This window comes from Polaribacter sp. SA4-10, assembly GCF_002163835.1.
In the GTDB taxonomy this organism is placed as follows: Bacteria; Bacteroidota; Bacteroidia; order Flavobacteriales; family Flavobacteriaceae; genus Polaribacter.
In genome coordinates, this window is record NZ_CP019331.1 from 2,814,232 (window position 1) to 2,841,136 (window position 26,905).

At 30.8% G+C, this 26,905-nt stretch carries 18 protein-coding genes and 1 tRNA gene; 11 read left to right on the forward strand and 8 right to left on the reverse strand.

Translation table 11 applies throughout. The annotated features are described in order from the left end of the window. The 7 genes from BTO04_RS12300 (at position 1) to nqrF (ending at position 10,229) form a co-directional block, all read left to right on the forward strand. Positions 1-3,846: a T9SS type A sorting domain-containing protein gene (locus BTO04_RS12300; RefSeq protein ID WP_087564780.1), complete on the forward strand. Its 3,846-nt coding sequence runs from the start codon at positions 1-3 to the stop codon at positions 3,844-3,846. Positions 3,847-4,151: 305 nt separating this feature from the next. Further along, on the forward strand, positions 4,152-5,501 hold the full coding sequence (locus BTO04_RS12305; protein WP_087564781.1) for a Na(+)-translocating NADH-quinone reductase subunit A: 1,350 nt from the start codon (positions 4,152-4,154) through the stop codon (positions 5,499-5,501). 4 nt (positions 5,502-5,505) lie between these two features. Next, a complete protein-coding gene (locus BTO04_RS12310; protein WP_087564782.1) occupies positions 5,506-6,705 on the forward strand; it encodes an NADH:ubiquinone reductase (Na(+)-transporting) subunit B in 1,200 nt (399 codons plus the stop codon). 2 nt (positions 6,706-6,707) lie between these two features. Next, positions 6,708-7,454 (forward strand): Na(+)-translocating NADH-quinone reductase subunit C, encoded by a 747-nt coding sequence (locus BTO04_RS12315; RefSeq protein WP_087564783.1) that lies wholly within the window; start codon positions 6,708-6,710, stop codon positions 7,452-7,454. A gap of 3 nt (positions 7,455-7,457) precedes the next feature. Then, positions 7,458-8,111: an NADH:ubiquinone reductase (Na(+)-transporting) subunit D gene (locus BTO04_RS12320; protein ID WP_087564784.1), complete on the forward strand. Its 654-nt coding sequence runs from the start codon at positions 7,458-7,460 to the stop codon at positions 8,109-8,111. A gap of 73 nt (positions 8,112-8,184) precedes the next feature. Beyond that, positions 8,185-8,910: an NADH:ubiquinone reductase (Na(+)-transporting) subunit E gene (gene nqrE / locus BTO04_RS12325; RefSeq protein ID WP_087564785.1), complete on the forward strand. Its 726-nt coding sequence runs from the start codon at positions 8,185-8,187 to the stop codon at positions 8,908-8,910. An 8-nt stretch (positions 8,911-8,918) separates the two neighbouring features. Then, positions 8,919-10,229 (forward strand): NADH:ubiquinone reductase (Na(+)-transporting) subunit F, encoded by a 1,311-nt coding sequence (nqrF, locus tag BTO04_RS12330; protein WP_087564786.1) that lies wholly within the window; start codon positions 8,919-8,921, stop codon positions 10,227-10,229. 229 nt (positions 10,230-10,458) lie between these two features. Here the strand turns inward: nqrF and BTO04_RS12335 are convergent, their stop codons facing one another. The 6 genes from BTO04_RS12335 to BTO04_RS12360 all read right to left on the reverse strand — a co-directional run bounded on the left by BTO04_RS12335 (position 10,459) and on the right by BTO04_RS12360 (position 22,431). Beyond that, positions 10,459-10,662, reverse strand: a complete 204-nt coding sequence (locus BTO04_RS12335; protein WP_087565414.1) for a DUF3050 domain-containing protein — start codon at positions 10,660-10,662, stop codon at positions 10,459-10,461. Positions 10,663-11,172: 510 nt separating this feature from the next. Then, positions 11,173-16,086, reverse strand: a complete 4,914-nt coding sequence (locus BTO04_RS12340; protein WP_087564787.1) for an ice-binding family protein — start codon at positions 16,084-16,086, stop codon at positions 11,173-11,175. Between the two features lie 284 nt (positions 16,087-16,370). Then, entirely contained in the window at positions 16,371-17,348 is a 978-nt protein-coding gene (locus BTO04_RS12345; RefSeq protein WP_087564788.1) for a response regulator, read from the reverse strand. Between the two features lie 324 nt (positions 17,349-17,672). After that, positions 17,673-18,650, reverse strand: coding sequence for a response regulator (locus BTO04_RS12350; RefSeq protein ID WP_087564789.1), 978 nt, complete (start codon positions 18,648-18,650; stop codon positions 17,673-17,675). 381 nt (positions 18,651-19,031) lie between these two features. Continuing rightward, entirely contained in the window at positions 19,032-20,009 is a 978-nt protein-coding gene (locus tag BTO04_RS12355) for a response regulator (protein ID WP_087564790.1), read from the reverse strand. A 76-nt stretch (positions 20,010-20,085) separates the two neighbouring features. Continuing rightward, positions 20,086-22,431 (reverse strand): PAS domain-containing sensor histidine kinase, encoded by a 2,346-nt coding sequence (locus BTO04_RS12360; RefSeq protein ID WP_087564791.1) that lies wholly within the window; start codon positions 22,429-22,431, stop codon positions 20,086-20,088. Positions 22,432-22,822: 391 nt separating this feature from the next. Here BTO04_RS12360 and BTO04_RS12365 point away from each other — a divergent pair, with 391 nt between their 5' ends. The 4 genes from BTO04_RS12365 (at position 22,823) to BTO04_RS12380 (ending at position 24,458) form a co-directional block, all read left to right on the forward strand. Continuing rightward, positions 22,823-23,290 carry a retropepsin-like aspartic protease gene (locus BTO04_RS12365; RefSeq protein ID WP_087564792.1) on the forward strand — a complete coding sequence of 156 codons (468 nt, stop codon included), beginning with the start codon at positions 22,823-22,825 and terminating at the stop codon, positions 23,288-23,290. A 4-nt stretch (positions 23,291-23,294) separates the two neighbouring features. Further along, complete coding sequence (locus tag BTO04_RS12370) at positions 23,295-23,747, forward strand: GatB/YqeY domain-containing protein (protein WP_087564793.1); 453 nt, start codon at positions 23,295-23,297, stop codon at positions 23,745-23,747. A 34-nt stretch (positions 23,748-23,781) separates the two neighbouring features. After that, positions 23,782-23,855: transfer RNA gene (locus BTO04_RS12375), tRNA-Arg, on the forward strand. A gap of 186 nt (positions 23,856-24,041) precedes the next feature. Continuing rightward, positions 24,042-24,458 carry a CBS domain-containing protein gene (locus BTO04_RS12380; RefSeq protein ID WP_087564794.1) on the forward strand — a complete coding sequence of 139 codons (417 nt, stop codon included), beginning with the start codon at positions 24,042-24,044 and terminating at the stop codon, positions 24,456-24,458. A 66-nt stretch (positions 24,459-24,524) separates the two neighbouring features. Here the strand turns inward: BTO04_RS12380 and BTO04_RS12385 are convergent, their stop codons facing one another. Together BTO04_RS12385 and rpe are read right to left on the reverse strand one after the other, a co-directional pair. After that, positions 24,525-25,877, reverse strand: a complete 1,353-nt coding sequence (locus BTO04_RS12385) for a 3'-5' exonuclease family protein (RefSeq protein ID WP_087564795.1) — start codon at positions 25,875-25,877, stop codon at positions 24,525-24,527. Next, positions 25,878-26,534, reverse strand: a complete 657-nt coding sequence (gene rpe, locus BTO04_RS12390; RefSeq protein ID WP_087564796.1) for a ribulose-phosphate 3-epimerase — start codon at positions 26,532-26,534, stop codon at positions 25,878-25,880. Between the last annotated feature and the right edge of the window lie 371 nt (positions 26,535-26,905).

A 26,905-nucleotide genomic window follows, 5' to 3' on the forward strand; every position in this document is an offset into this window, starting at 1 on the left:
ATGAAAACAAAAATTTCAAAATTTTCTTTTGTAGTTTTAATCTATTTTTTGATACAAACTATAAATGCACAAGACCCTAATTGGTCTGTAAATACAGCTAATTATCAATATAGCATGACATTTACGTCATTTTTAAATATAAATGGAACAATACTTAAAGATCAAGAAGATAAAGTTGCTGCTTTTGTAAATGGAGAAATAAGAGGCGTAGCAAATATAGAATATGTTGCAAGTGCTAATAAGTATGTTGCTTATTTGTCTGTGTATGCGAATACTGATTTAGAGACTATTAATTTTAAAATTTATAATAGTACTGCAGATATTGTTATAGATATTAATAAGACAGAATCTTTTAAAATAGATGGCAGTATGGGAGGTGTCTTTCAATCTTATAGTATTGCAAGTCCACAATTAAACGAAAATGGGGTATTTAATTCTTTTAGTTTTTTAGGAATTTCAGCTTTGGAAACAGCTATTTTATCTGATAAAATAAATATTATCTTGCCTAAGAATACAGATATTTCTTCTTTAACGGCTGTTTTTGAAACGAGTACAAATTCAAAAGTATTTGTAGATCAAACGATACAAACGTCTGGTAGTGTTTCACGAGACTTTATAGCACCAATTGTTTACAATGTTTTGTCTGAAGACGAAGCAACTTTTACCGCATACGAAATTTTAGTTTCTATAGATTCTAGTGTAGCTCCAACATCAGTTGTGATTTCTACAACACAAATTTTGAATACAAATTTAAATCCAGTAACGTTAGATGTTGTGTTTTCTAATGTAGTTTCTGGTCTTGAGTTAACAGATTTTCTACTAAATAATGCAGTTATATCATCCTTATCAACTTTAGATTCAAAAAGTTATAAAGTTGATATTATTCCTTTATCAGAAGGTGCTTTTTCTATTCAAGTTCCAGCAGAAGTTGTTTTAGATGAGAATAATAACTTAGCTGAAATTTCAAATAAGCTAGAGTTAGTTTATGATATTTCCAAACCAATAATTAATAACATTTCTGTTCATTCTGATGCTGGACTTTGGTGGTTTATAGTAACATTTAGTGAGTATGTTTTAAATGTAGATAGTTCAGATTTTGAGTTAGAGGGAATTGCTTCTAGCGGATTGTCTATTGCTAGTGTTGAGCAAATTTCAAATACAGCCTACAAAATAGAAATCGCGAATTCTAACACACATGTTGGGGTTATTTCAGTGCAATTAAAAAGTAGTACTGATATTCTAGATGATTTTGGAAATTCTGCAATACAAACTGATTTTGAATCGTATTTTTTAAATAATGGAGCGCTTTCTAATAATGCATTAACAAAAACAAAAAATTATGTTTTAAATTATGATTTTGAAGCTTGGTTAAATCCTTTTTCTTTAAATTCTTGGAGTATAGAAAGAGGAGATGAAACACAAAATACATATTCTCAAGTTTCACAAGAAAAATCAGAAACAAGAGGGTCTTCGTCAGAAACAGCTTTAAGGTATTTTGTTACAACAAAATCTAAAGGTTTTTTAAAAACAAGTTTACCAATTGCAGCAGATTCAGACGGAAGATACTTCTTTGGTGTTTGGCTTAAGGCAGTAACTGTTGGAGATAAAATTTCAATCGGAGTGAATAATAACACCCAAATTTTAACTGATATATATACAGCAACAAATACAAATTGGAATTATGTAGTTAAATATTTTGATGCAAATATGGCAGACCAAATAACGCCTGTAATTATACCAGAAACAGAAAATGTTACCTTTTATATAGATGATACTTCTTTAAAACAAGGTTTGGCAGGATCAAGTATCGAATGGAATGCAGCTAACGGAATAGTGAAAGCACACACAGATTTTTTTGAAACAGAGGCTGACTCGGGTAAAACGTATGTGTCAATTTCTGAAGAAGCTAATGTGAATAATATACACAATGGTTTAAAAAGTTTAAAAGTTGTAACTACAAGTGGTGCAAGTGCTTCTAATAAAGGAATTGTTTCATTCAAGTCAAATACAACTGTCGGTAATAGGTTTCAGCATCCAGAATTAACAAAAAGAGAATATCAAACTTCTGTTTGGGTAAAGTCGGAAACAATTGCCGATGTTTTTTATGCTTTAAATGTTGATGGAGTAAACATGAGTTCTTCTAAAATTACTTTACCAGTAAATACTTGGATACAAGTATTTAGTCCGGTAGTTTCTCTTGATGGTTCTAATGCATCAGAAATTGAAATGTATCCGAAGTTATATTTTACAACACCCAATACAAATTATTATGTTGATGATTTCTTTTTAGATTGGGATGCTGAAGGAGAATTAAACAGTGTTGTTTGGTCTGGAAGTATAGATAGTAATTGGTCGAATGTTAGTAACTGGAACTCAGATTTAGTTTTGCCATCAACTAATGACAATGTTTACATCCCGTCTGGTTTAATAAATTATCCAGCAATCGCTGAGAATACAAGTGTAAGTATAAAGAATCTAAATATTGACGGTTCATTAACTGCAGAAAATGGAGCTTCTTTAATTGTTAAAGAGGTTTCTAATGGAGAAATAACATATAGTTTAAAAGTTAACGATACGAAATGGCATTTAGTCTCTAGTCCTGTCGTTGGTGAAACATATGATACTGCTTGGGTAGACAATAATTTAATTGATGATAGTTCAAGTTCTAATAATAATTTAGCGATTGCTTCTTACATAAATACAATAGATTTGGATGGAGATTGGGTATATCCAACAATAGGAGATTCAGGTGATTTTAATAATGGTCAAGGGTATTCTATAAAAAAAGATGAAATTACAAATTCAGATATTAGTTTTACAGGAGCTATAAAAATAGAAGATTTTTTTACTACTATTGATAAAGGGTTTGGAGACGAAAATAAATGGAATTTAGTAGGAAATCCTTTTCCTTCTTATATTTTAGTAGGTGATTTACTTGCTTTAAATTTAGAAAGTTTGTCAAATACTCATCTAGCTGTTTATGTTTGGGATAATTCTAAAAATTCGGAAGAAGGAGGTTACAAACCTTTGCTGGGTGAAGATTATATTCACCCCGGTCAAGGTTTTTTTGTAAGTGCAAATAATGAAAATCTAGACAATTTTACAATTTCAAGATCTTTGCAGCGGCATAATGTTTCTGGGTTGTTTTATAAATCGAATACTGATTCATCTATTAAATTAATTATTTCGGACGGCAAAAAAAATAGAGCTACAGAAATAAATTATTCATTGGGTAAAACCACAAAGTTGGACCCAGCTTTTGATATTGGTACTTTTACGGGTGCTCCATCTTTATTAAGTATCTATACACATTTGGTTAATAACAGTAAAGGAGTGGATTTTGTAAGACAAGCTTTACCTAGAGATTTTGAAAATCTAATTGTTCCAATAGGTATAAATGCAGAAGCTGGAAAAGAAATTTCTTTTTCTGCTGAAAGCTTAAATTTACCCGCAGATATAAAAGTGTTTTTAGAAGATCGGGAGACAGGTGTTTTTTCGAGTTTAGGAGAAAATAATAGCAATTATAAAGTTATGCTTTCAAAAAGTTTAAAAGGTATTGGTAGATTCTATTTGCATACTTCGAGGAGCTCTTTGAATTTAAGGAACGTAGTTTTACAAAATATAAGTGTCTACAAAATAAATAAAAATACTTTAAGAATTGTTGGTTTGCCAAATGGAAATTCCTTTTTTAAATTATTTACACTTTTAGGTAAAGAATTAATAAGTTTTTCCTTTGAGTCTAGTGGAGTAAAGGATGTTTTATTGCCAAGGTTGGCGGTGGGTGTGTATTTTATTCAAATTCAAACAAATAATGGATGGCTTCGTAAAAAAGTAATTCTTGAATAAAAAGGATAGATTTAAATTGATAGTTTAGGGAGATTATATTAGAAGTTCATATATAAATAAGTTTTAGTTAAAATATAGAAGGTTCTTGTTTTTTGAAAATTACTTGTTGTCAATAATCAATCATAGTAATTTAATTCTTAAAAGGAGTATTCAATTATTATAAACAGACTAAAATGTTTTCTTTATTTAGAATTATTATAAATAATATTTTTCATCAAGATAAAAGTTAAATTATATCAAACATCACTATCAAAATCTTTAAATTTGCATGATTTTTTTTAGTTAACTAATATTTCAAATTGACTATGTCAAAAGACATTCGTATTAAAAAAGGCTTAGATATTAAGCTGGTTGGTGAAGCAGAACATACTACAAAAGAGCTTTCTATTGGTAGTGTATATGCAATAAAGCCAGAAGATTTTCACGGAATCATTCCTAAGTTAATTGCCAAAGAAGGCGCAGAAATAAAAGCAGGAGAACCACTTTTTTATTCAAAAAGTGATGAACGTATTTTATTTTCAAGTCCGGTTTCTGGTAAAGTAGTAGAGGTAATACGTGGAGCAAGAAGAAAAGTATTAGCAATGAAAATTGCTGCTGATGTAAAACAAGAGTATAAAGATTTTGGCAAGAAAGATGCAGGTAAAATGTCTGCAGAAGAAGTTAAAAATCATTTATTTGCTGCTGGTTGTTGGCCTTTTATAAAACAACGTCCTTATGATGTTGTTGCAAATCCAAATCAAGTTCCTAAAGCTATTTTTGTTTCAGGATATGCAAGTGCGCCTTTAGCCGCAGATTTAGATTACACCTTAAAAGGAAAAGAAGCGGAATTACAAGCTGCACTTTCTGCTGTTAGAAAATTAACAGTTGGAAAAGTTCATGTTTCAATTGCAAATAAAGCGATATCTCCTTTTGGTAACTTAAACGGCATAGAAATTCATACAGTTTCTGGTCCTCATCCTGTTGGAAATGTTGGAACTCAAATCTCACAAGTGGCTCCTATTAATAAAGGAGAAGTTGTTTGGGTTATTGCACCTCAAGATTTAGTAATAATTGGAGAGTTACTCTTAACGGGTAAATTCAATGCTAAAAGAACAGTTGCTTTAACGGGGTCTAAGTTTAGTAAACCACAATATGTTACTGCAATTGCTGGTGCAACTATTTCTGATGTTGTAAAAGGAAACCTAGATACTGCAAACACTAGAATTATTAGTGGTAATGTATTGTCTGGAAAAGAAGTGCAAGAAGATGCCTTTTTAGGATATTATGACAATCAAATAACGGCAATTCCAGAAGGAAATGATTATGAATTATTTGGATGGACAAAACCAATCTTTAATAAGGTTTCTACATCAAGAGCTTTAACATTTTCTTGGTTAACTCCAAATAAAAAGTACGATTTAAACACAAATACAAACGGAGAACATAGAGCATTTGTTGTTACAGGTTCTTACGAAAATGTATTTCCTTTAGATATTTATCCAATGCAATTATTAAAAGCATTTATGATAAAAGATTTAGATGAAATGGAAGCTTTAGGAGGTTACGAAGTAGCTCCAGAAGATTTTGCGTTAACAGAATTTATTTGTGTATCTAAACAACCACACCAGAAGATAATACGTGAAGGTTTAGACTTAATGAGAGAAGAATTAGGATAAGGTTATGAGCTTAAAACAAAACTTACATATTTTAAAAGAGAAATATAAAGGGACTAAAATGGCACCTGCATTTAATGCAATCCATACCTTTTTATATTTACCAAATGAAGTGACTCATGGAGGAACTCATATAAAAGCAGCAGATGATTTAAAGCGTACAATGAATATTGTAATTATGGCTTTAGTTCCTTGTTTGTTGTTTGGAATGTTTAATGCCGGCTATCAACACTATGCCGCAATAGATGGTTCTTTAAGAGCAAATGTATTAGCGAACTTTTTGACGTTAGACAATCTGTGGATTGGAATTATAAAAGTATTACCACTAGTAATTGTTTCTTATGGAGTTGGTCTTGGAGTTGAATTTATTTTTGCTATCATAAAAGGACACGAAGTAGAAGAAGGCTACTTAGTAACTGGTATGTTAGTTCCATTAATTGTACCTATTGATACACCGTTATGGATGTTAGCAGTTGCCGTAGTATTTGGTGTTGTAATTGGTAAAGAAGTATTTGGTGGTACTGGAATGAACATTTTAAACCCTGCTTTAACAATTAGAGCATTTTTATTCTTTGCATATCCAACGTGGATGTCTGGGGATAAAGTTTGGGTCTATGATGCCGTAAACAGAACAGGAACTGCAGATGCAATTTCTGGTGAAACTATCTTAGGAAGTTATGCTCAAAACCAAGAAGTAATTTATTCTAATTGGGATAAATTTGCAGGGTTCATACCTGGCTCTGTAGGGGAAACGTCAACATTGCTGATTTTAGTAGGCGCTGCCATTTTAATCTTTACAAAAATAGGAAGCTGGAGAATTATCGTTTCTACTTTTTTAGGAGCCGCAGCAATGGGAATCATCTTTAATCAAATTGTAGCAGCAGATATTATTACAGAATCTAGTAAGTTTTACGGATTAATGAACACTGTTTGGTACGAACACTTAATGATTGGAGGTTTGGCTTTTGGAGCTGTATTTATGGCTACAGATCCAGTAACAGGTTCGCAAACAAATAAAGGGAAGTGGATGTACGGTTTCTTAATTGGTTTTATATCTATTATGATTCGTGTATTTAATCCAGCTTATCCAGAAGGCGTATTTTTAGCAATTTTATTGATGAATGTATTTGCCCCAACAATAGACCACTATGTGGTTAAAGGAAACATAAACAAAAGATTAAAACGTGCTAAAGTTAAAACTGCCTAATTATGAGTAAGAGAACAGATAGTAACAGTTATACAATGATTTTCGCCATAATTATGGTGTTAGTTGTAGGTTCTTTATTAGCTTTTATGGCATCGTCTTTAAAGCCAAATATTGACGAGAATAAAAGAATAGAGAAACAACAGAATATTTTGTATGCAATGGGCATAAACGAAAATGAAGGAACAAGTGCAAACTTTGTTTCTACAGATGTTGCCGGAGCAGAGTTTGCAAAATATATTAAAAAGCAATTGGTTATTCAAGGTGATAAAGTTACCGAAAATGACAACGCTTATTTAATTGAGGTTAAAAAAGAACAAACTTCAGCAAAAGCTGGAAATCAAAGAAGATTGCCTTTGTTTGTTGGTGAAAAAGATGGGAAAACATTTTATGTAGCGCCAATTAGAGGAAAAGGTCTTTGGGATGCCATTTGGGGATATGTTGCTTTAGATGAAAACATGATTGTTCTAGGAGCCTATTTTGATCATAAAGGAGAAACTCCTGGTTTAGGAGCAAACATAAAACAACGTTATTTTATGGATGATTTCATTGGAGAACATTTAATGTCTGATACTGGAGTTTTTAAAGGAATTACAGTTGCCAAAGGAAATAACGATCCAAAGAACGAAGATAAAACAGATTACGAAGTAGATGCAATTGCTGGTGCAACAATCACTGGTGATGGTGTTTCTGCCATGATTAAAAAAGATTTGGCAATGTATGTACCTTATTTTAAAACATTAAAAAAATAATTTATGGGACTTTTATCAAAAAAAGACGCAAAATTAATTACAGATCCATTAGCGGATAATAACCCAATAACAATTCAAGTATTAGGTATTTGTTCTGCATTGGCAATTACGGCAGAACTAAAAGCGTCTATTGTAATGGCAATTTCTGTGCTATTCGTGCTAGGTTTAGGAAACGTAGTCATCTCTTTAATGAGAAATATTATACCTTCAAAAATTAGAATTATTGTGCAACTAATTGTTGTTGCAACATTGGTAATTATTGTGGATTTAGTGCTAAAGGCATTTGCATACGAACTGAGTAAGACATTGTCAGTTTTTGTTGGGCTAATTATTACAAACTGTATTATTATGGGGCGTTTTGAAGCTTTTGCTTTAGGGAATGGACCTTGGAGATCTTTCTTAGACGGCATTGGAAATGCTGTAGGATATGGTGTGATTTTAATAATAGTAGGTTTCTTTAGAGAACTTTTAGGAGCAGGAACTTTGTTAGGATTCCCAGTATTAGGAAATCCTATTCCAGGAGAATTATCAGGTTTATACGCATATGGATATGAAAATAACGGATTTATGTTATTATCACCAATGGCTTTAATTGTGGTTGGAATTCTTATCTGGATACAACGTAGTAGAAATACATCATTAATAGAAGAAAACTAAAATTAGTAAACAGTTAGCAGTCTCAATACGTAATTACTGAACACTGAAAACTGAATACTGAATACTAAAAAATATGGAACATATAGAATTATTTTTCAAATCGATATTTATAGACAACATGGTCTTTGCCACTTTCTTAGGAATGTGTTCATACCTTGCTGTATCTAAAAAAGTAGCTACTGCAGTAGGTTTAGGAGCTGCCGTAATTTTTGTATTGGCAGTAACGGTGCCTTTAAACTGGTTATTAGATCAATATATTTTACAAGAAGGCGCATTAAAATGGTTGGGTGCAGAATATGCAGAATACGATTTAAGTTTCTTATCATTTATCATGTTTATTGCAACGATTGCAACAATGGTACAATTGGTAGAGATTATTGTTGAAAAATTTTCACCTTCATTATACAACTCATTAGGTATTTTCTTGCCGTTAATTGCTGTAAACTGTGCCATTTTAGGTGGAAGTTTATTTATGCAGTCTCGTGAGATTCCTACTTTAGGCTTATCATTAACCTACGGAGTTGGTTCTGGAATTGGATGGTTTTTAGCAATCTTAGCGATTGCTGCAATTCGTGAGAAAATCAGATATTCAAATGTACCTCCTGCCTTAAGAGGTTTAGGTATTACATTTATTATTACGGGATTAATGGCTATTGGTTTTATGAGTTTTGGTGGAATGTTAACAGGTGGTGATGAAGAAACGAAAGAAGAAAAACCAACTATTGAAGCTCGTATAGAGAAAGTAGAAGTGAAAAAAGAAGCTAAAGAAATTGTAGCTGAAAATACAAATATAAACTAGAGAGAGGAATGATATTAGCAGCAGGTACAACAGGAACCATAATTGCAACAGTAGCAGCTTTTTTATTAGTAACACTGTTATTAGTAACATTATTATTATTAGTTAAACAAAAACTATCTCCTTCAGGTCCAGTAACTATTACGATCAACGGAGAAAAGAAAATAACAGTGGGTTCTGGTAGCACACTTTTAACAACATTAGGAAGCGAAAAAATATTTTTACCATCGGCTTGTGGTGGTGGTGGATCTTGTGTACAATGTGAATGCCACGTTTTAGAAGGTGGAGGAGAAGCATTGCCTACAGAAACACCTCACTTTACAAAGAAGGAGTTAAAAACAGGGATTCGTTTAGCATGTCAGGTAAAAGTGAAGCAAGACATGAACATTACAATTCCAGAAGAAGTATTCGGAATTAAGAAATGGGATGCAGTAGTTGTTAGAAATTACAATGTGGCCTCATTTATTAAGGAATTTGTTGTTGAAATTCCTGCAGATATGGGTTATAAAGCGGGTGGATATATTCAAATTGAAATACCTCCTTGTGAAGTTAAGTTTGCAGATATTGATATTACAGCACATCCAGAAGAGCATGATACTCCAGATAAATTTATAGCTGAATGGGAAAAGTTTAAACTTAGACCATTAGTAATGAAAAATACGGAGACTGTAGAACGTGCTTATTCTATGGCTTCTTACCCGGCAGAGGGAAGAGAAATTATGCTAAATGTACGTATTGCGACCCCTCCTTTTGATAGAGCAAAAGGTGGATGGATGGATGTAAATCCAGGTGTTGCTTCTTCTTATATTTTCGGATTGAAAAAAGGAGATAAATGTGTAATTTCTGGTCCTTATGGAGAATTCTTTATAAACGAATCTGATTCAGAAATGTTATATGTTGGTGGTGGAGCAGGTATGGCGCCAATGCGTTCTCACTTGTATCACTTATTCAGAACATTAAAAACGGGTAGAAAAGTTACTTATTGGTATGGAGGACGTTCTAAAGCAGAATTATTTTATATCGAACACTTTAGAGCTTTAGAAAAAGATTTTCCAAACTTTAAGTTCTTTATAGCATTATCGGATCCTTTAGAAGCTGATAACTGGACTAAGAAAACTGATATTAATGATGAAGCTGGAGATGGTTTTATAGGTTTTATTCACAATTGTGTAATTGAAAACTACTTAAATCATCATGAATCGCCAGAAGACTTAGAATTGTATTTCTGTGGACCACCATTAATGAACAACGCTGTTCAGAAAATGGGTGAAGATTTTGGTCTTGCTGATGAGAACATTCGTTTTGATGATTTTGGAGGGTAAGCTTTCAATTAAAAATAGTAGAAAAACCGATTCAGAAATGAATCGGTTTTTTTATTTATGTAATTACCATTATGTATCTTAATTTCTATATTGAACGTAAAAAATTAATAGCAAAGGTTTTTTACTAATTAACCTTTCTATTAAACACCGTTTATTTTTTGATTTACGTGCTTTTCTTCTTTTATTAATTCGTAATCTCGTGCCAAAGTGGAATTCTATTTTCCTATTATTACTTAACTAAAATTATTGTTTCACTCCATTTCTGGTCATTATTAACACAAATTTCTGAAATCATTTTAAGTGATAAGGGCCCGTGTTCATATCCATCTAATTCTATTTGTCTTTCAAGATAATACGTTAACTTGTTATATGAATTGTTTTTAGAATCAGCACTTTCTATAACTTCTATTCTATTCGTTTTTTTTCTAGCGATTTTATATAACTAGTTTATATATTATTAGAATACTTGTCTTGTGCTTTGTAAACTTTGTTGTTCTAATTGTTGTTTATTCAGTAGTTATGTAGGTATGAGATTCCTTATATAAGTCCTATAATTAATAATATAATTTTATTATCAATTAATAGTTTTGGAGATGGAGCGCAGTTGGTAGTTCAGTAAAAGCCATTTCTATATTCATTCCTTAATTTAAAAATAGTATTTATTTCTACCAGTAATACGTTTTAAAAAGCTTACAAAAATGAGTTTAGTGTTGTGGGGACGCTACTAAGAATTACAATTAAAGATAAAAAATAAAAAATCTTTAATAAATCATTTATATGTAAGCCGTTATCTATTCTATTCAATTATTTATACCAGTAATACGTTTTAAAAAGCTTACAAAAATGAGTTTAGTGTTGTGGGGGCTCTACTAGGAATTACAATTAAAGATAAAAAAATAAAAAATCTTTAATAAATCATTTATATGTAAGCCGTTATCTCTTTTTATTCAATTATTATTTTCTTATTTACTTCACCTTTACTGGTTTTTATTTTAACAATATACACTCCAGTAGATATTTGGTTTTCTATTTTTAGACTGTAAGATTTTTTGTTTTTAATTATTTCCCAAAGCCTTACTTTTTTTCCAAGAAGGCTATATAGTGATACATTTTTAATATTTACTTCATCATCTTTAGAAATTAAAATGCTATTATTATTTACATAGACTTTTATATTATCAACAACTAGGTCAAAATTATCATTAGATAGGACAGATTCTTCACTAAAAGATAATACAAATCTATCTAAATAGGAACCTTCTTCTAATTGATAAGTAGCAGAAGCATTGTTTATTTTTTGTGTTTGATTTGTAAGTTTATCTTTGATAAATATATCTTGATCAATGTTTTTTATGTCATCTATCATTATGGAAATACTTCCATTATAACCCATCTTAATTCCCAAAGGAACTTCTAAACTAGGTGTTACTTCTTGCACACCAGCAATGACATATGCAAGGTCATCATTTGGAAATTTCCAATACATATCAGTAGCGCTTAAGTCATAGATTTCAGAGTCATATCCTTTATCAAAAGCAAAAGAATTTGTTTCATGAAAAGAGATTCCTATTTCACGGTGTAGCCGATTTTCTTGATTATCTGTAAAGTTCATTCCTAATTTTAAAAGCGGTAATTGAGATTGTAGAATCTCTTTAGACTTATTATTTTTGCCTTTAAAAAATACAGATGTACCAGTTTCTTCTATTTTAAATTCTCTTTGGCTATTATTAAAAATGATTGGACCACCATCAGTTGAATCTCCTTGAATAAAAAATCCTTGGCCGATTGCAATATAGGGCTCTGGTGCAGTATATGACGCATCGCCAGTGCTTGGTGCACATTCTATTTGACCATCATCATCTTTAAACCATACATTATCTATGTAAATAGAATTTACATCATTAGAGGTAAAGGTAATGCTACTGCCAGTGGCTATACATAATTCAATAATGCCATTTGTGTAAATACCGTTTGTTGAAGTTAAAATTATGTTGTAACCTCTCACTCCGTTTGTATTACTTATATTAATATTAATGCTTTTATCTACATATGATTTATAATTAATTCTTAATGTATCTACGCCTCTGGAAATATTAGAAAACGTAATATATTCACTTATAGCACCCAATTTAATAACTGTTTTACCATCATCATTTATTGATGTACCATCTAACTCGTTTGCATCTTCAGCTTCTAAAGTGAAATCTACCGGTGAGCTGAAAGAAGGATTATTAGCAGATACTCCCATAGCTATATTACTTGTAGCATAACCACCAATATATCCACCAAAATAATGTCCATCAGATTCATTAATAGTAATATCTTCCCCTAAATGTTGCCAGAAATATAACGTTGCAGTTGTAGAATTTATATTGTCTTCTATAAATTTTTTAACACTAATTGCAGATGGAAAAGGATTTCCTATTAAATAATATTCATTTGGACCGATAGAAGTTATCGTATTAAAAGTTCCATCATTAGGAGTTCCTACAAAAGTATAGTTTTGAGGTCTTCCTGGTCCTTTAAGCATAAAACCATCTCCCTTGCTTATTTCTTGATTTTTATATTTATGAACATAATTAGATCGCCCATCTGGGCTTGGAGAATAGGTATACACCCAATAATCAGCCAAAGAGATAGGATCTGTAGTAGCCCCGTCATAACCGCCAATAAACGAAATATCTTTAGCAATAGTACCAATAGGAGTTGTTGCATCTAAAGATGTTGTACCATCTTTTAAAATAGCTTCTAAATTGTAGGTGCTCTCTCCAATTGTATTTACAGGAGAACTGAAGTAATTATACCTATATAAGGTAGGTGCTAAAGAGTTTTGATCTACTAATAATTTTCCGTCACCAATTATTTGAGACAGTCCTGTATGTGTTTGTATTAATTGAGACGAACCCACTAATCTAATTTCACTTTGGGTGTTCGAGAATTCTATATCGTTAGTAACAACTAATAGTCTATCAGTAATAGACAATTTAATATTTTCATTAACAACTAGTTTTCTAGCACTTAATCTGCTATTTTTGTGGTTGTAATCGTTACTGATAACAACATGTCTAGACCTGTCGGGAAAACCATTAGACCAAGATTCAGCTAATCTAGTTGTGAGACCTATCTTGTGTAAGCCTAATAATGTATTAGCATTTGTATCAGCGCTTATTATTTCAGAAATTAAAGGGTCATGAGGGTGTCTTTCTGGTCCTCCGGAAGCTAAAACTCTATAAGGATCTAGCGCTGAATTAATAAATGTTATCCATTCTGTTGATGTGTAATCTTTATTGTGTATTAAAATTTCATCTTCCCTTATTATAGAAGTATTATCTGTTATAGCCGCTACTTCATCATATCTAGATGTATAAGGAGAGACATCATTTAATGAAGATAATGTGATAATATCGTCTCCATTTATAAAATCGGTCAATAAGTCGTTAGTAACAACCGTAGCAGAACCGTCTAAATTGGCAATTGTATTAGAATTGTTTTTAATTAAAACAGATTTTTCAGGAGCTATTGAAGTTGTAATTAAATAATTTTCATCTGGAGTTACGTCAGTTTGATCTCCAGCTTTATTTTTATATAATTGAATCTTAATTAGATTAGCCGCAATGCTTTTGGTAGGATGAATATTCGAAATTTCGATCCATCTTTCATTACCAAGTTGATATATTTGAGTAATCATAGGAATGCCATCATCAGTTGGGTCTCTATAATCTAGATCTCCAATAGTAAGAACATCTCCATCTTCATCGAGAAAATTATCTGTTTGGGTATTGTCAAATATTCCATTAGGATCTGTACCGTTAACATAATTATTGTCTAAGCCATTTGTGGCAATTATACCAGAAAGTGTTAATCCTGCTTCTATCGTATCATCATCTCCTTCATTATCAGAATCTGTATCTAGGTAATCTGGATTAGCACCTCCATCTGTGTTTATTAAATCAACACCACCAGCATTTCCTAATCCATTAGCGCTAAAAGTATCATCACTTTCATATATATCATAAAGTCCATTATCTCCAACAGCTCCTGTGGGTGCTACATAACCAACAGTTGGTTGTGCTTCTATATTATCTGGAATTCCATCTCCATCTGAATCTAGATCTAAATAATTTGCAGTTGCATCTGCTCCTATGGTTGCATTTTTATCTGTATTTACGGGTGCAATACCAATTGATCTAGTTCCATGTGAACTTCCATTTATGGTTGCATCGTATGCATCATCTAAACCATCATTATCAGAATCTGTTCCTGTAAGTGGACTATAATTCGTTATAGGTTGTGCTTCAATATTGTCTGGGATACCATCGTTATCTGCATCTAAATCTAGGTGATTAGGAATGCCATCACCATCGAGATCAGTAATGTCTTCCATAGTGCCTACAATTCCATCATTATCATCGTCTATGTCTAAATCATCTGTAATACTATCACTATCTGTGTCAATAGTTGTTATAGTGCTTGAGATAACACATTCTGGATCAATATATACAACACCTGTACTTGTGTTAACGGCCCCACTTGTAGAAAGTTGCCTTCCTGCTAAAAATACTCCTACACCGGAATTACAAGCACCACCATGTGATAAGAAATTACCTTTTAAAACTGCTCCAGCACCAATAGTAATTGCTCCAGTAGCGGCACCGGCTCCAGCAAGCCAAAAAACATTACAGCGTTTTGCACCATTGGCTAAGATTATTCTTGAATTTGCTGCTACGCTAAATGCTCCTCCAAATCTCATTACAAATATTGCATCTGAATCTCCTGCCGCATCAAGAGTAATAGTTCCTGTTAAAGTTCCTGCTGCTGCTGTATGGTAAACTCCAGTACTAAGTGTCTCTCCTGCACCTGCTGCCCCAAAACCAGCCCCATGGATACCGCCAGAAATAGGCAAAGCCATAAGTGCAATGTAAGCATTGTCTAAATCAATTTTAGCTTGAGCTGTAAGCGCATTTAATAGATTTTCTGTTCCTAAATGAATACTAGTAGTAGAGTAACCAGTTATAGCTCCAGCGTTTGTGCCAATTTCACCATTAATTACTGAAATACCTGTGTTTCCTACAGCACCTGCGCTAGTGTAAAGTGTAAATTCTGAAACAACCCCTAAAATATCTACTTCAGGAGCAGGACCACATCCATGTTCACAAAATATTGGAATAGTACTAGTGCCAGAAGGTACACTAATACTTACTGCAGCTCCAGTAGTTATTGCTCCAGACATGGTTAGCATTCTTCCTTCTACAATAGCATCTGCACCAATGATAATAGCCCCTACTTTTGAAAATAAAGTTCCTTTTATAATAACACCTGCCGCAATAGAGATACTGCTATCAGACATAAAAAATACATTACAGGGTTTTGTTCCATTTGTTAAAATAATTTCTGACCCAGCGCCTACGGTCATTGCTCCTAAAAATTTAATTACAAAGAATGCATCAGGGTCACCACCACCATCAAGAATAAGATTTCCTGCTATAGATCCAGCAGCACTAATAGAATAAACTCCAGGAGAAAGAGATTCTCCTGCTCCAAAGGCAGCAGCATGTGTGTTAGGATAATCAACAAAAAGATCATTAAGGTGAATATACATTCTCATCAAATCGTACCTAGCTCGAGCTGTTTTAGCGGTTGCATTGTATTCATCGCCTGTGTAAGTTCCGGTTATTACTCCTATATTAGTACCAACATCTCCTGTCCATTCGGCTGCAGCTCCATTTGTAACTGGTCCAGCTCCACTAAAACCTGCAAAAGAACTAAGTATTCCTAGTTCAAGTGTTTGACTGATACTTCTACTTGAATTGAGTAAAAGAAGTATTGTTGCTGTATATAAAAATAAATATTTTTTCATATTAATTTTTTCAATAAACAGAAATCGTTGCTATTAATTGAATTTAATAGAAGTATCATTGATTCTCTGTTTACAATGCAAAGTACTGTTATCTTTAAGTGAAAAAACTCAGTATATTTACCTATTTTTATTAAATAAATAAAAAAACAATGGGTATAAATACTTGATTTATATTGTAGTTATATAGTTTTAAGGTTTTCTATTAGATGTAAATCTGAATAGAATGGGTATACTTTGTTTTTTTAAATTGTTAAATTTTATAGAAATTAGAAGAATATGTGTTCTTACTCTATTTTTATCAGTCTATTTCTAATAGCATACATCATAAGTTCTGCAATGTTTTTGCTTTCTGTTTTATCTAAAAGTTTTGATCTATAGGTGTCAATAGTTCGTTGGCCTAAAAAAAGTATTTTAGAGGTCTCTAAAGTAGATTTTCCTTTACAGATTAATTTTAACACTTCAAGTTCTCTATGTGTTAATTTTGGTATTGTTTCTAGATTGTCTTTAGAATTAGATAGGTTTTTGTTTAGATCTCTTATTTTAAACACATTACCAGCTAGACTAGGTTTTCCTTTGTAAGTTATTACGGTTCCAAATAACTCAACTAAAACAGGGTTTGAGTTTTTATGAGAAGCTTTAAATTTAATAGAGATAGAACCTGTTGAGTCTTTTAAACAACGGTCTAAATCATTTAAAATTTTTTTTTTGTCACAATTTTTTTCGTCCAGAAGATCTACAATATTTATAGATGCAAAATCCTCATAATTGTAACCAAAAATATTTGCTAATGGATTATTGTAAAACAAAAATTTATTATTATGATAAATATAAATTCCCAATGTTGGGTGATCTATAAGTGCATGAAATTTTTCGTTATTAATCTGCTTTAACGTATTGTATTTTGCGAGACGTGTATTTATAACTTTCAAAAGTTCATATAGATTGAAGGGTTTAGTTATATAATCATCAGCTCCCAATTGCATTCCTGATCTAATGTCTTCAATTTCTGTTCTGGCAGAAAAAAATACTAAAGGAATGGTAGATGTAGACTTAATTTGTTTAATTGTTTTGTAGAAATCGTACCCGTTCATATTAGGCATAGATATATCGCAAAGTATAAGGTCTGGCAAATGCTTCAAGGTTTGTTGCACGCCCATAAGTCCGTCTTCTGCTATGTAAACATCAAAATTTTGACCTTTAATGAATTCAGCTGTATTTTCTCTTAAGACATTGTCATCCTCGATGATAAGAATTTTTTTCATTTAAAAAATTGTAATAATACAGTTTTCAATGTTAGATTTATAGATATAAAATTATTTTGGTTTTAAATTAAAGAGGGGACATACCTTAATAATTTCTCCTTCTACTACAAAGAACTTGTTTTTAAAAACAAAATAAGTCAGTATATTTACTGATTTATTTTAAGGAAAAGTACTAAAAGTAAGTATAAATACTTAGTTATTAAGATGTGAAACAAAATGATAAAAAGTATCTTTTTTCACTGTATTTTAATCCATAGACTTTTGGATTTAAATAAAATTAAAGGCTTGTTTAAATAAATTAGATTAAATACTTGATGTTAGTTCCTAATTGATAAGAATTAATTTATTTTTAATAGCATACATTATTAGTTCAACGATGTTTTTACTTTTTGTTTTTTCTAATAAATTTGCTCTGTATGTTTCTACAGTGCGTTGTCCAAGGAAAAGAATTCCTGCTACATCTGAAGTAGATTTTCCATTACAAATTAGTTCTAGAACTTCGAGTTCCCGGTTACTTAATTTGTGCTTAGTCTCCATTGTTTCATTCAATCTGTTCGTAATCTCATGTTTAGGGTCTAATTTAAAGATATTACCTGCAAGACTTGTTTTTCCTTTATAGGTAATTACAGATGCAAATAATTCTATAAAAACAGGTTTTAAACTTTTTTGTGTGGCTTTAAATTTTATTGATATAGAACCTTTTTCTTTTTTTAAACAATTTTCTATTTCTTGTAAAATCTTATCCTTGTTACAATTTTTTTCATCGAGAAGTTCGTTTAAACTAATTGAAGAAAAGTCTTTGTAGTTATAACCAAAAATATTGGCTAAAGGGTTGTTGTAAAAAAGGAATTTTCCATTTTGATATATGAAAATAGCTAAAGTTGGGTGATCTATAAGTGCATGAAATTCATCGTTGCTAATTTGCTCAATTTTATCGTATTTAGCAAGTCGTGTTTTAATTATTTTTAATAATTCAAAAAGATCGAAAGGTTTTGTTATATAGTCATCAGCACCTAGTTGCATTCCTGCTCTTATGTCTTTGTTTTCTGTTCTAGCAGAAAAAAAAATTAAAGGAATAGTACTTGTTTTTTTTATATTTTTTATGGTTTCGTAAAATTCATATCCATTCATATTTGGCATAGTTATGTCGCACAGAATGATGTCTGGTAGGTGTTTTAACGTTTGTTGAATACCTGAAACCCCATCTTTAGCTAAAAAGACTTCAAAATTTTGTTCTTTAATAAAATCTGCCGTATTTCCTCTTAACACGATGTCATCTTCTATAATAAGAATTTTTTTCATTAAATAGAATCGTCAATAATTATTATTAAAATTAGGGGACATTTTCTTTTGTTATTCCTTTAAATTCAGATTATTAGGCGTTTAATGAAATACGATAATAAAAAATGTACCGCAATAATTTATTTTCTAGACAAAGTAGTGTTTTAAAATAATCATGAGCATCCGTATTAATACTCTTTTTTATTTCTTAAAGGATGTTTCAGTATTAATACGGATAATTAATTTATCAATTGAAAGAATCTGAGTATTTATAAATTTTATTTATAATAATTCTTTAATAAAAGCATCAAATAGTCTTTTAAATATGGTATTTTTTTTCACCTCTTCTCTTTTTAAGAAATAAGTTGAATAACTATTAGGATTTTTTTAATAAAATAATTGTTAATTTAATTTTATCAACCTGTTACGTATTGCGTACATTATAAGTTCTGCAATGTTTTTGCAATTTGTTTTTTCTAAAAGTTTAGATCTATATGTATCTATTGTGCGTGGACCTAGTTTAAGTATTTCAGAGGTTTCTAAAGAAGATTTTCCTTTACAAATGAGTTTTAGTACTTCAAGTTCTCGTTTGGTTATATTTGGTGGACTGTCTAACGTAGTTTTATATAACAATGGTGTTTTACCTTCGTTATCTAGTTTAAGTATATTCCCTGCAATTCTAGATTTACCCTCATACGTAATTGCTGTACCAGTTAATTCAATAAAAATAGTGTTAGCGTTTTTATGAGTAGTTTTAAACTTATGGTATATAGAACCTTTAGGGTCTTTTAAGCAACGATCTAACTCGTTTAAAATCTCTTTCTTATCGCATTGTTTTTCATCTAAGAGATCTTCAAAACTTAGTGAAGAAAACTCATCGTATTCGTACCCAAAAATATTGGCTAAGGGCTTATTATAAAATAGAAATTTATCCTTTTGATAAATGTAAATTCCTAAAGTTGGATGATCTATAAGTGCGTGAAATTTATCGGTGTTAATTTTTGCCAGCTGGTCATATTTATCAATACGCGTATTAATAACTTTTAATAATTCATAGAGATCAAAGGGTTTTGTAATATAGTCATCAGCGCCCAACTGCATACCAGTCCTTATGTCTTCTTTTTCAGTTTTTGCTGAAAAAAATACTAAAGGAATTGTAGCTGTTGATTTAATTTGCTTAATTGTATTATAAAATTCATAACCATCCATGTTAGGCATGGATATGTCGCAAATTATAAGATCTGGTAGATTTTTTAAAGTTTTTTGGACACCTTCGAGCCCATCTTTTGCAGTAAATACCTCAAAATTATGCGCCCTAATAAATTCAGCAGTATTTCCTCTTAAAATAGGGTCATCTTCTATGATGAGTATTTTTTTCATTTTAAAACATTATAATTAATTACTATTGATTGAAAAACACAGTTTTCGTTTAGTTTTTATTTTTACTAAACATTTTCTACTGCAAATAGGGTAATACAATAGTTACCGTTGTTCCTTTATTTACAGCAGATTCGATTAATATTTCACCTTTATGAAGGTCTACAAATCTTTTAACAATAGATAAGCCAAAACCTGTTCCTTTTGCAGCACCTTTGTTAGTAGCGCGGTAAAAAGGTTCTAATAAATATTTTATTTCTTCATGAGGTATTCCAATTCCTTCATCTGTAATTTTGAATTCTATCTGGTTATTGTTGTGCTCTTTTAAATGAAACGCTATGTTTTTACTACTGTATTTTATGGCATTAGAAATTACGTTATTAAAAATATGACGAATCATTATTGGGTCCATGTAAAAGTTGTCAATTTTCAATTGAGATTTTACAATTACTTTTTGATTAGTTTCTGATACACTTAAATTTTCTTCAATAATTTCTTCAATCAGCGGGATAAGTTCAATGTTTGTTGGCCTAAAAAAAGATTTACTAGTTTGTTCTTCATCTATAAGAGAAACGTCATCTAGTAAAGCTTTTGTTTGTTGTACGCCATCAAATACTTGTTTAAAAATTTTTTCTTTTTTATCCTGGTCCCAAGTATCGCCATAAATTTGTAATAATTGAACACTAGACAAGATTCCTGCTAAAGGAGTTCTAAATTCATGAGAAACGGTAGATATAAATTGCGATTTTAAGAGGTTTACTTCTTTTAAGTTTTTATTTAATTGTACCAATCTTTCTTCTTCTAGCTTCCGTTTAGAGATGTCGTTTATAGTTGAAATTAATAAAGCCTGTCCGTTAATGGATAATGGACTGGTATACATTTCGATATCTCTAGTTTCACCAGAAGCTAACTTATGAATAAACTCAAAATAAGAGGGTCCTGTGATTGTAAATTTTTTCATCTCTTCCAGTATTTGTTCAGAAGGAAACGTACTAATGTCGGATAGTGTCATTAATTTAAACTCTTCTAAAGAATGCCCATAAAATTTTGCTGCTGCTGAGTTAACGTCGATTATATTACCGTTAATAGGGTCTATTAATAGTTGTGGGGTTTGGTTTTTTTCGAACATAGCATAATACAATTGACCACTTTCATGCAATGCTTTCTCTGCTATTTTACGATCAGAAATATCTCTAATATGGCACAGAATTACTTTGTTCTTATCAGCCATATATACGTTACTCACAAATTCTACATCTATTGAGTTTCCATCTTTTGTTTTCAATGGCATATCTTCAAATCTAATGTATTCTTTGTTTTGTAATTCGATAAAAGTTTCTTTAGAAGCCGCAATGTTTTTAAAAACACCAATTTGCCAAAGTTCTTTTCCTACTAACTCGTTGTAATTATATCCAATCAATTCTATTAAGAAAGGGTTTGCATCTGTAATCTGACCTGTAATTGCATCAAGTATTAATATTCCTTCTTTAGAAGATTCAAAAATTTGATGAGAACGAGTTTCTGTATATTTTATTTTTTCTTGCGCTAATTTTCGTTCTGTAATGTCTTGGATTACTCCAAAGAGAGTCTGTTTATTTGTTGCGTTATCAAAAGCAATTTCCGTCCAACCATCTAGCCATCTCACTTGATTATCATTCTTGCGAATAATTCTGAATTCCTCATGAAATGATTTATGATTAACAATACAATTCTTTAAAAAATCAGAGGTCATTTCTCTGTCTAAAGGATGAACAATGTTTTGCCAATTATCAATATCTATATTCGTTCCATTAGGTATTCCAAAAATTAAATATAATTCTTCAGATAACTCTATTAAGCTGCTAGATATATCGTATTTAAATGAACCAATATGTCCCATTCTTTGAGTTTCCTTAAAAATAAACTCATTCTCTAATAATATTTTATTAAGATGCTCTTTTGGGGTTGTTTTTATGGTAATTATAAGATATTGTTGCTCTTTTTCTAAATAGGTAGCTATTAATTGAATAAGTATTTTTTTTTTATTTATGCATAACTCTACATCATAGGAATTATCAGCATCTGTTTGTTTTATTTTTAGTAAAAAATCATTGAAATTAGGAAGGTCTTTACATTTCCGTTTTATTTTTAGTAAAAAATTATTGAAATTAGGAAGGTCTTTTTTCGAAATAAATTCAGAGAAAGTAAGATTACCTATATCGTTTTTATTTTTATTTAAAAGACTTAAACCACTCTTGTTAATATGAATAATTTCACCATTACTTTCAATAATATAATGCCCATTAGGTGAAATGTCATAAAATAAGTTTAGTTTACGATTTACTATTTCTGCTCGATCTTTTGCTAGCTCTAACGTTTTATTTTTAATCGTAAGGTCTACATTCTGTTCCTTTAATTCCAGAATTAAATTCTTGGATTTGGTCATAACTCTTTTATGTATGCTTATTGTTGATATTCTAGTAACTTATTGGTTAAGAATTTTTTTTGTTTTCCGGTAATAATCTCTTTGATAAAATGTACTATTATTTGTTTTTGCTTATTTAAAAAAAACTGATTGTTAAGTAGCAATAAAATAGTTGTAATACTCTTTTTATTGTTGCATGTGTCTAAAAAATAATTAATTTAAATGTATTAAATATACGATAATTTACGTAGTATTACGGATGTTTTTTTACTTTTTAGAAAAAAATATATAAGCAGATTCCATCATGAGTAAATTTGCTGCTTCCAAAGAGAATCTAAAAAGAAAATTTAGAAGGATAGTATACTCTAAATTTTATAAATCGTATTTTTGAAAACTCTGAAATAATAATTTAATGAAGCGTATTGAAAAAATATTAAAGAAGAATAAGTACGTTAAAATAAAACTAAAGAGAATTGCTACAAATCATTTAGAATTAAAAGCAATTATTAATGGTGTAAAAGGTACTTTTATTTTAGATACAGGTGCATCTAACTCTTGTGTGGGTTTAGATCAAATTGAGTATTTTATGTTGGATGCGGAAGAAAGTGAAAATAAGGCGGCCGGTGCAGGAGCAACTGACATGGAAACGAAACAATCTAAAAATAATGTTTTAAAAATTGGCGATTGGAGAACTAATAAATGTCATTTAGTGCTCTTTAATTTATCACATGTTAATACTGCTCTGATACAACATAAAGCAAAAGAAGTTAATGGAATTATTGGTGCAGATATACTACATAGTGGAAAAGCATTTATAGATTATAATAAAAACGTACTATATTTAAAGAAGCAAAAGAATAATAATATATTTAAAAAATAGAAAAATGAGTTTGCAAAAAGAAGTAATGGATAAAATGAAAGAAGCAATGAAAGCGAAAAACACAATTGCTTTACAGGCTTTAAGAGCAGTCAAATCTGCCTTTTTATTAGCAAAAACTGAAACGGGTGTTCAAAAAGAATTAACAGAAGAACAAGCGTTGAAAATTATTATAAAACAGGTAAAACAAAGAAAAGATAGTGCGGATATTTTCTTAAAACAAAATAGACAAGATTTAGCAGATCCAGAATTGGCAGAATTAGCAGTTCTTGAGCAATTTTTACCAGCAGCACTATCAGAAGAAAAAATTGAAGAAGTTGTAGTTGCTACAATTGCTAAAGTTGGTGCTTCAGGGATGAAAGATATGGGGAAAGTTATGGGGATGGTTTCTCAAGAATTAGCAGGACAAGCAGATGGAAAAACAATTTCAATGTTAGTGAAAAAGAACTTGATGAGTTAAATAATAGATTTCTACGTTTGTAGAAATCATAAACGGCTGCGTAGTTCAACTGGATAGAATATCAGATTTCGGCTCTGAGGGTTGGGGGTTCGAATCCCTTCGCGGTCACACATATAGGAGTTAAAGCCAAAGAGCTAAAGATTACATCTGTAATTTTTAGCTTTTTTTTATGCACTTTAATTTAATAAATTTTTAAAAAAAAATCTTTAGACTATTTAGTTTTTATGATATAAATCATCTTTTATAATTATATTTCTTAATAATTTTGATCTTGAAAGGAAAACTATTTGTCTCATGAGAAAAAGAATACCTATATCGGAAATAATGACTAAAGAGGTAGTAACACTAAATATAAATGATGATTTAGTGACTGCTGAGAAGTTATTCAAGAAAAATAAAATTAGACATATCCCTGTAGTTGAAAATAAAGAAATTTTAGGGATGTTGAGCTATTCAGATATTCTTAGAATTAGTTTTGCAGATATTACAGATGATGAAGAGAATATAGATACTTTTGTTTATGACATGTTTACAATTAAGCAAGTTATGGCAAAAAATGTATTTATGGTTCCTCCTTATGCAAGCATTAAAGAAGTGGCAGAGTTATTGGCTCAAAAAGAATTTCATGCATTACCAGTTGTTGAAGATTATGAGTTGGTTGGTATTGTAACAACCACAGATTTAATTAAATATTTGGTAGCACAACTTTAAAGGTTTTTAAGTAAATAAAAAAGTTAGTTAGTTAGTTAGTGAATTAGTTAGTTAGAAAGAGGCTTTTTAGGCCTCTTTCTTTTTTAAATATGCAGCTATTATTCTTTGTATATCTCTGTTGTCTTTTTGTGGTTGAACAAAGAACTGATACTCTTCTGGATTCTTTAATTGTTCCTCTTGAGAGGAATCTAAATACCCAAAACCTTTATAAATTCCATCTAATATTAGCGCAAAACCAATTTCTGTTTTCGTTCTACCTTTTTCTTTGATGACTAAATTTTCAGCACCAATACCTACAGATTTTATGGCTTGTCTAACTCTTTCGTTATAATTTTCTACCGCTTCTTTTTCACAGCAAATACCTTTACATTGTTTTAGCTGATATTGAAAACAACTAGAAACATTTGTTTGCAAATGACAATACTTTGGGCAGAGTTCAAACTCAGCACACAAGGCTTCTAAATGAGTTCTGCATTCGGCTACAGAGTAGTATTTCATAATCGGATTTGGCGCTAACTTTAATCGATTATATGCCAAATGAATAATTCCTTTTTGATCTTCGTAAGAGAATAAGCCAACGGCTTCTGCTGCTCTTCTTTGAGCTCTGTTAAATTTGGGATATATCTGTTTTATTTCTGAAGACTCTAATAATAGTGCTAGTAGTTCGCTACCTGTTTTGGTGTAAGAAATATCGGCAGTTTCTAAGCACATGGTTTGTTCCTTTTTCTTTTTATCATAAAAATGGCTGATAACACGTTGCTTTATATTGTTAGACTTACCAACATAAATAACTTCTTTTGATAAGTTCTTAAAATAATAAACACCAAATGTTTCTGGTAATTTATCAACCACTATTTTATCTAAAAGAGGGGGTAAGGTTGCTTGTCTAGATTTTGGATTTAAAAAAGAATTAATGGTAAAATTATCATCTCTAATAATTAATCTTCTAAATAATTCTGTAGTTGCTTCTGCATCTCCTTTTGCTCTGTGTCTTCCGTTAATTGGTATGTTTTCTGAAGTACAAATATTCCCCAAACTGTAAGAAGATAAGCCCGGAATTATTTTTCTTGATAAGCGAACGGTACAGAGCTTTTTTCGTTTAAAATCGAAGCCTAAATTTTTAAACTCTTCATGAATAATATTGTAATCGAAGTTGACATTATGTGCTACAAAAATGGTGTCTTTTGTAATTTCTGCTACCTTTTTTGCAACTTCATAAAACTTAGGAGCTGTTCTTACCATTGCATTGGTAATGCCTGTAAGATTCGTAATAAAAGGAGGAATTGTACTTTCTGGGTTTACTAGAGTTGTAAACTCATCAATTATTTTTTTTCCATCAAAAACAAAAATGGATATTTCAGTTATTTTAGAACCTTTATATCCATTTCCTGTGGTTTCTATATCTACTATTGAATACAATTATGAGATAATATCTTTTAAGTTAGCAATCGTTTCTGTAGGATTTTCTGCTCCAAAAACATAGCTTCCTGCTACTAAAACATTGGCACCAGCTTCAATTAAAGCATTCGCATTTTTATCTGTAACGCCACCATCAATCTCTATTTGGCATTCAGATTTAGAAAAATCTATTAAATGTCTTAACTGACTTACTTTCTTATACGTGTTTTCTATAAAGGATTGACCTCCAAAACCAGGATTTACACTCATGATACAAACCAAATCTAAATCTGCAATAACATCTTCTAAAACAGCAATTGGTGTGTGCGGATTTAAAGCAACTCCGGCTTTCATCCCTGCAGCTTTTATTGCTTGAATTGTTCTGTGTAAATGTGGGCAAGCCTCATGATGAACCGTTAATATATTTGCGCCTAAATCTGCAAATGTTTGTATGTATTGATCTGGATTTACAATCATTAAATGCACATCAATTGTTTTGTTAGCGTGTTTTGTAATTGCTTTTAAAACAGGCATTCCAAAAGAAATATTTGGTACAAAAACACCATCCATGATATCAATATGAAACCAGTCTGCTTCACTATTGTTTACCATTTCTATGTCTCTTTGTAGGTTTGCAAAATCTGCTGCTAAAATTGAAGGTGCTATTAAATTACTCATTTGTTTGTTGTTGTGTTGTTTTTTTATTTTGCAAAGGTAATTAATTTGTCATTGCGGGGTACGAAGCAATCTCTTAAAAATACAACAATAATTTATTAAAAATTGTGACCACATTGGCACATAGAGAAACAGGTGCTATGTGGTAAAAAAGAAAAGGTTATAAATAGCTGTAGCCCTTATTGAAACGGCATCCTTTTTTGTGCTAAATTTAATTGGCGTCATTACAAGGAAGTATGACGAAGTAATTTGCTTCTTAAAAATGAGATTGCCATAGTTTGTAAAAACAAACTTCGCAATGACGGCAGCAAAAAAGATATAGTGGAAAGCAGGAAATAGCTTCAAAAAAAAAACTCTCGAAAATCAATTCGAGA

What these genes read in the sequence shown, in the direction of transcription:
- BTO04_RS12300 (WP_087564780.1), top strand. Translation starts at nt 1, where the DNA reads ATGAAAACAAAAATTTCAAAATTTTCTTTTGTAGTTTTAATCTATTTT.
- BTO04_RS12320 (WP_087564784.1), top strand. Translation starts at nt 7,458, where the DNA reads ATGGGACTTTTATCAAAAAAAGACGCAAAATTAATTACAGATCCATTA.
- nqrF (WP_087564786.1), top strand. Translation starts at nt 8,919, where the DNA reads ATGATATTAGCAGCAGGTACAACAGGAACCATAATTGCAACAGTAGCA.
- BTO04_RS12360 (WP_087564791.1), bottom strand. Translation starts at nt 22,431, where the DNA reads ATGACCAAATCCAAGAATTTAATTCTGGAATTAAAGGAACAGAATGTA.
- rpe (WP_087564796.1), bottom strand. Translation starts at nt 26,534, where the DNA reads ATGAGTAATTTAATAGCACCTTCAATTTTAGCAGCAGATTTTGCAAAC.
- BTO04_RS12365 (WP_087564792.1), top strand. Translation starts at nt 22,823, where the DNA reads ATGAAGCGTATTGAAAAAATATTAAAGAAGAATAAGTACGTTAAAATA.
- nqrE (WP_087564785.1), top strand. Translation starts at nt 8,185, where the DNA reads ATGGAACATATAGAATTATTTTTCAAATCGATATTTATAGACAACATG.
- BTO04_RS12340 (WP_087564787.1), bottom strand. Translation starts at nt 16,086, where the DNA reads ATGAAAAAATATTTATTTTTATATACAGCAACAATACTTCTTTTACTC.
- BTO04_RS12380 (WP_087564794.1), top strand. Translation starts at nt 24,042, where the DNA reads ATGAGAAAAAGAATACCTATATCGGAAATAATGACTAAAGAGGTAGTA.
- BTO04_RS12350 (WP_087564789.1), bottom strand. Translation starts at nt 18,650, where the DNA reads ATGAAAAAAATTCTTATTATAGAAGATGACATCGTGTTAAGAGGAAAT.
- BTO04_RS12315 (WP_087564783.1), top strand. Translation starts at nt 6,708, where the DNA reads ATGAGTAAGAGAACAGATAGTAACAGTTATACAATGATTTTCGCCATA.
- BTO04_RS12305 (WP_087564781.1), top strand. Translation starts at nt 4,152, where the DNA reads ATGTCAAAAGACATTCGTATTAAAAAAGGCTTAGATATTAAGCTGGTT.
- BTO04_RS12345 (WP_087564788.1), bottom strand. Translation starts at nt 17,348, where the DNA reads ATGAAAAAAATTCTTATCATCGAGGATGACAATGTCTTAAGAGAAAAT.
- BTO04_RS12310 (WP_087564782.1), top strand. Translation starts at nt 5,506, where the DNA reads ATGAGCTTAAAACAAAACTTACATATTTTAAAAGAGAAATATAAAGGG.
- BTO04_RS12355 (WP_087564790.1), bottom strand. Translation starts at nt 20,009, where the DNA reads ATGAAAAAAATACTCATCATAGAAGATGACCCTATTTTAAGAGGAAAT.
- BTO04_RS12370 (WP_087564793.1), top strand. Translation starts at nt 23,295, where the DNA reads ATGAGTTTGCAAAAAGAAGTAATGGATAAAATGAAAGAAGCAATGAAA.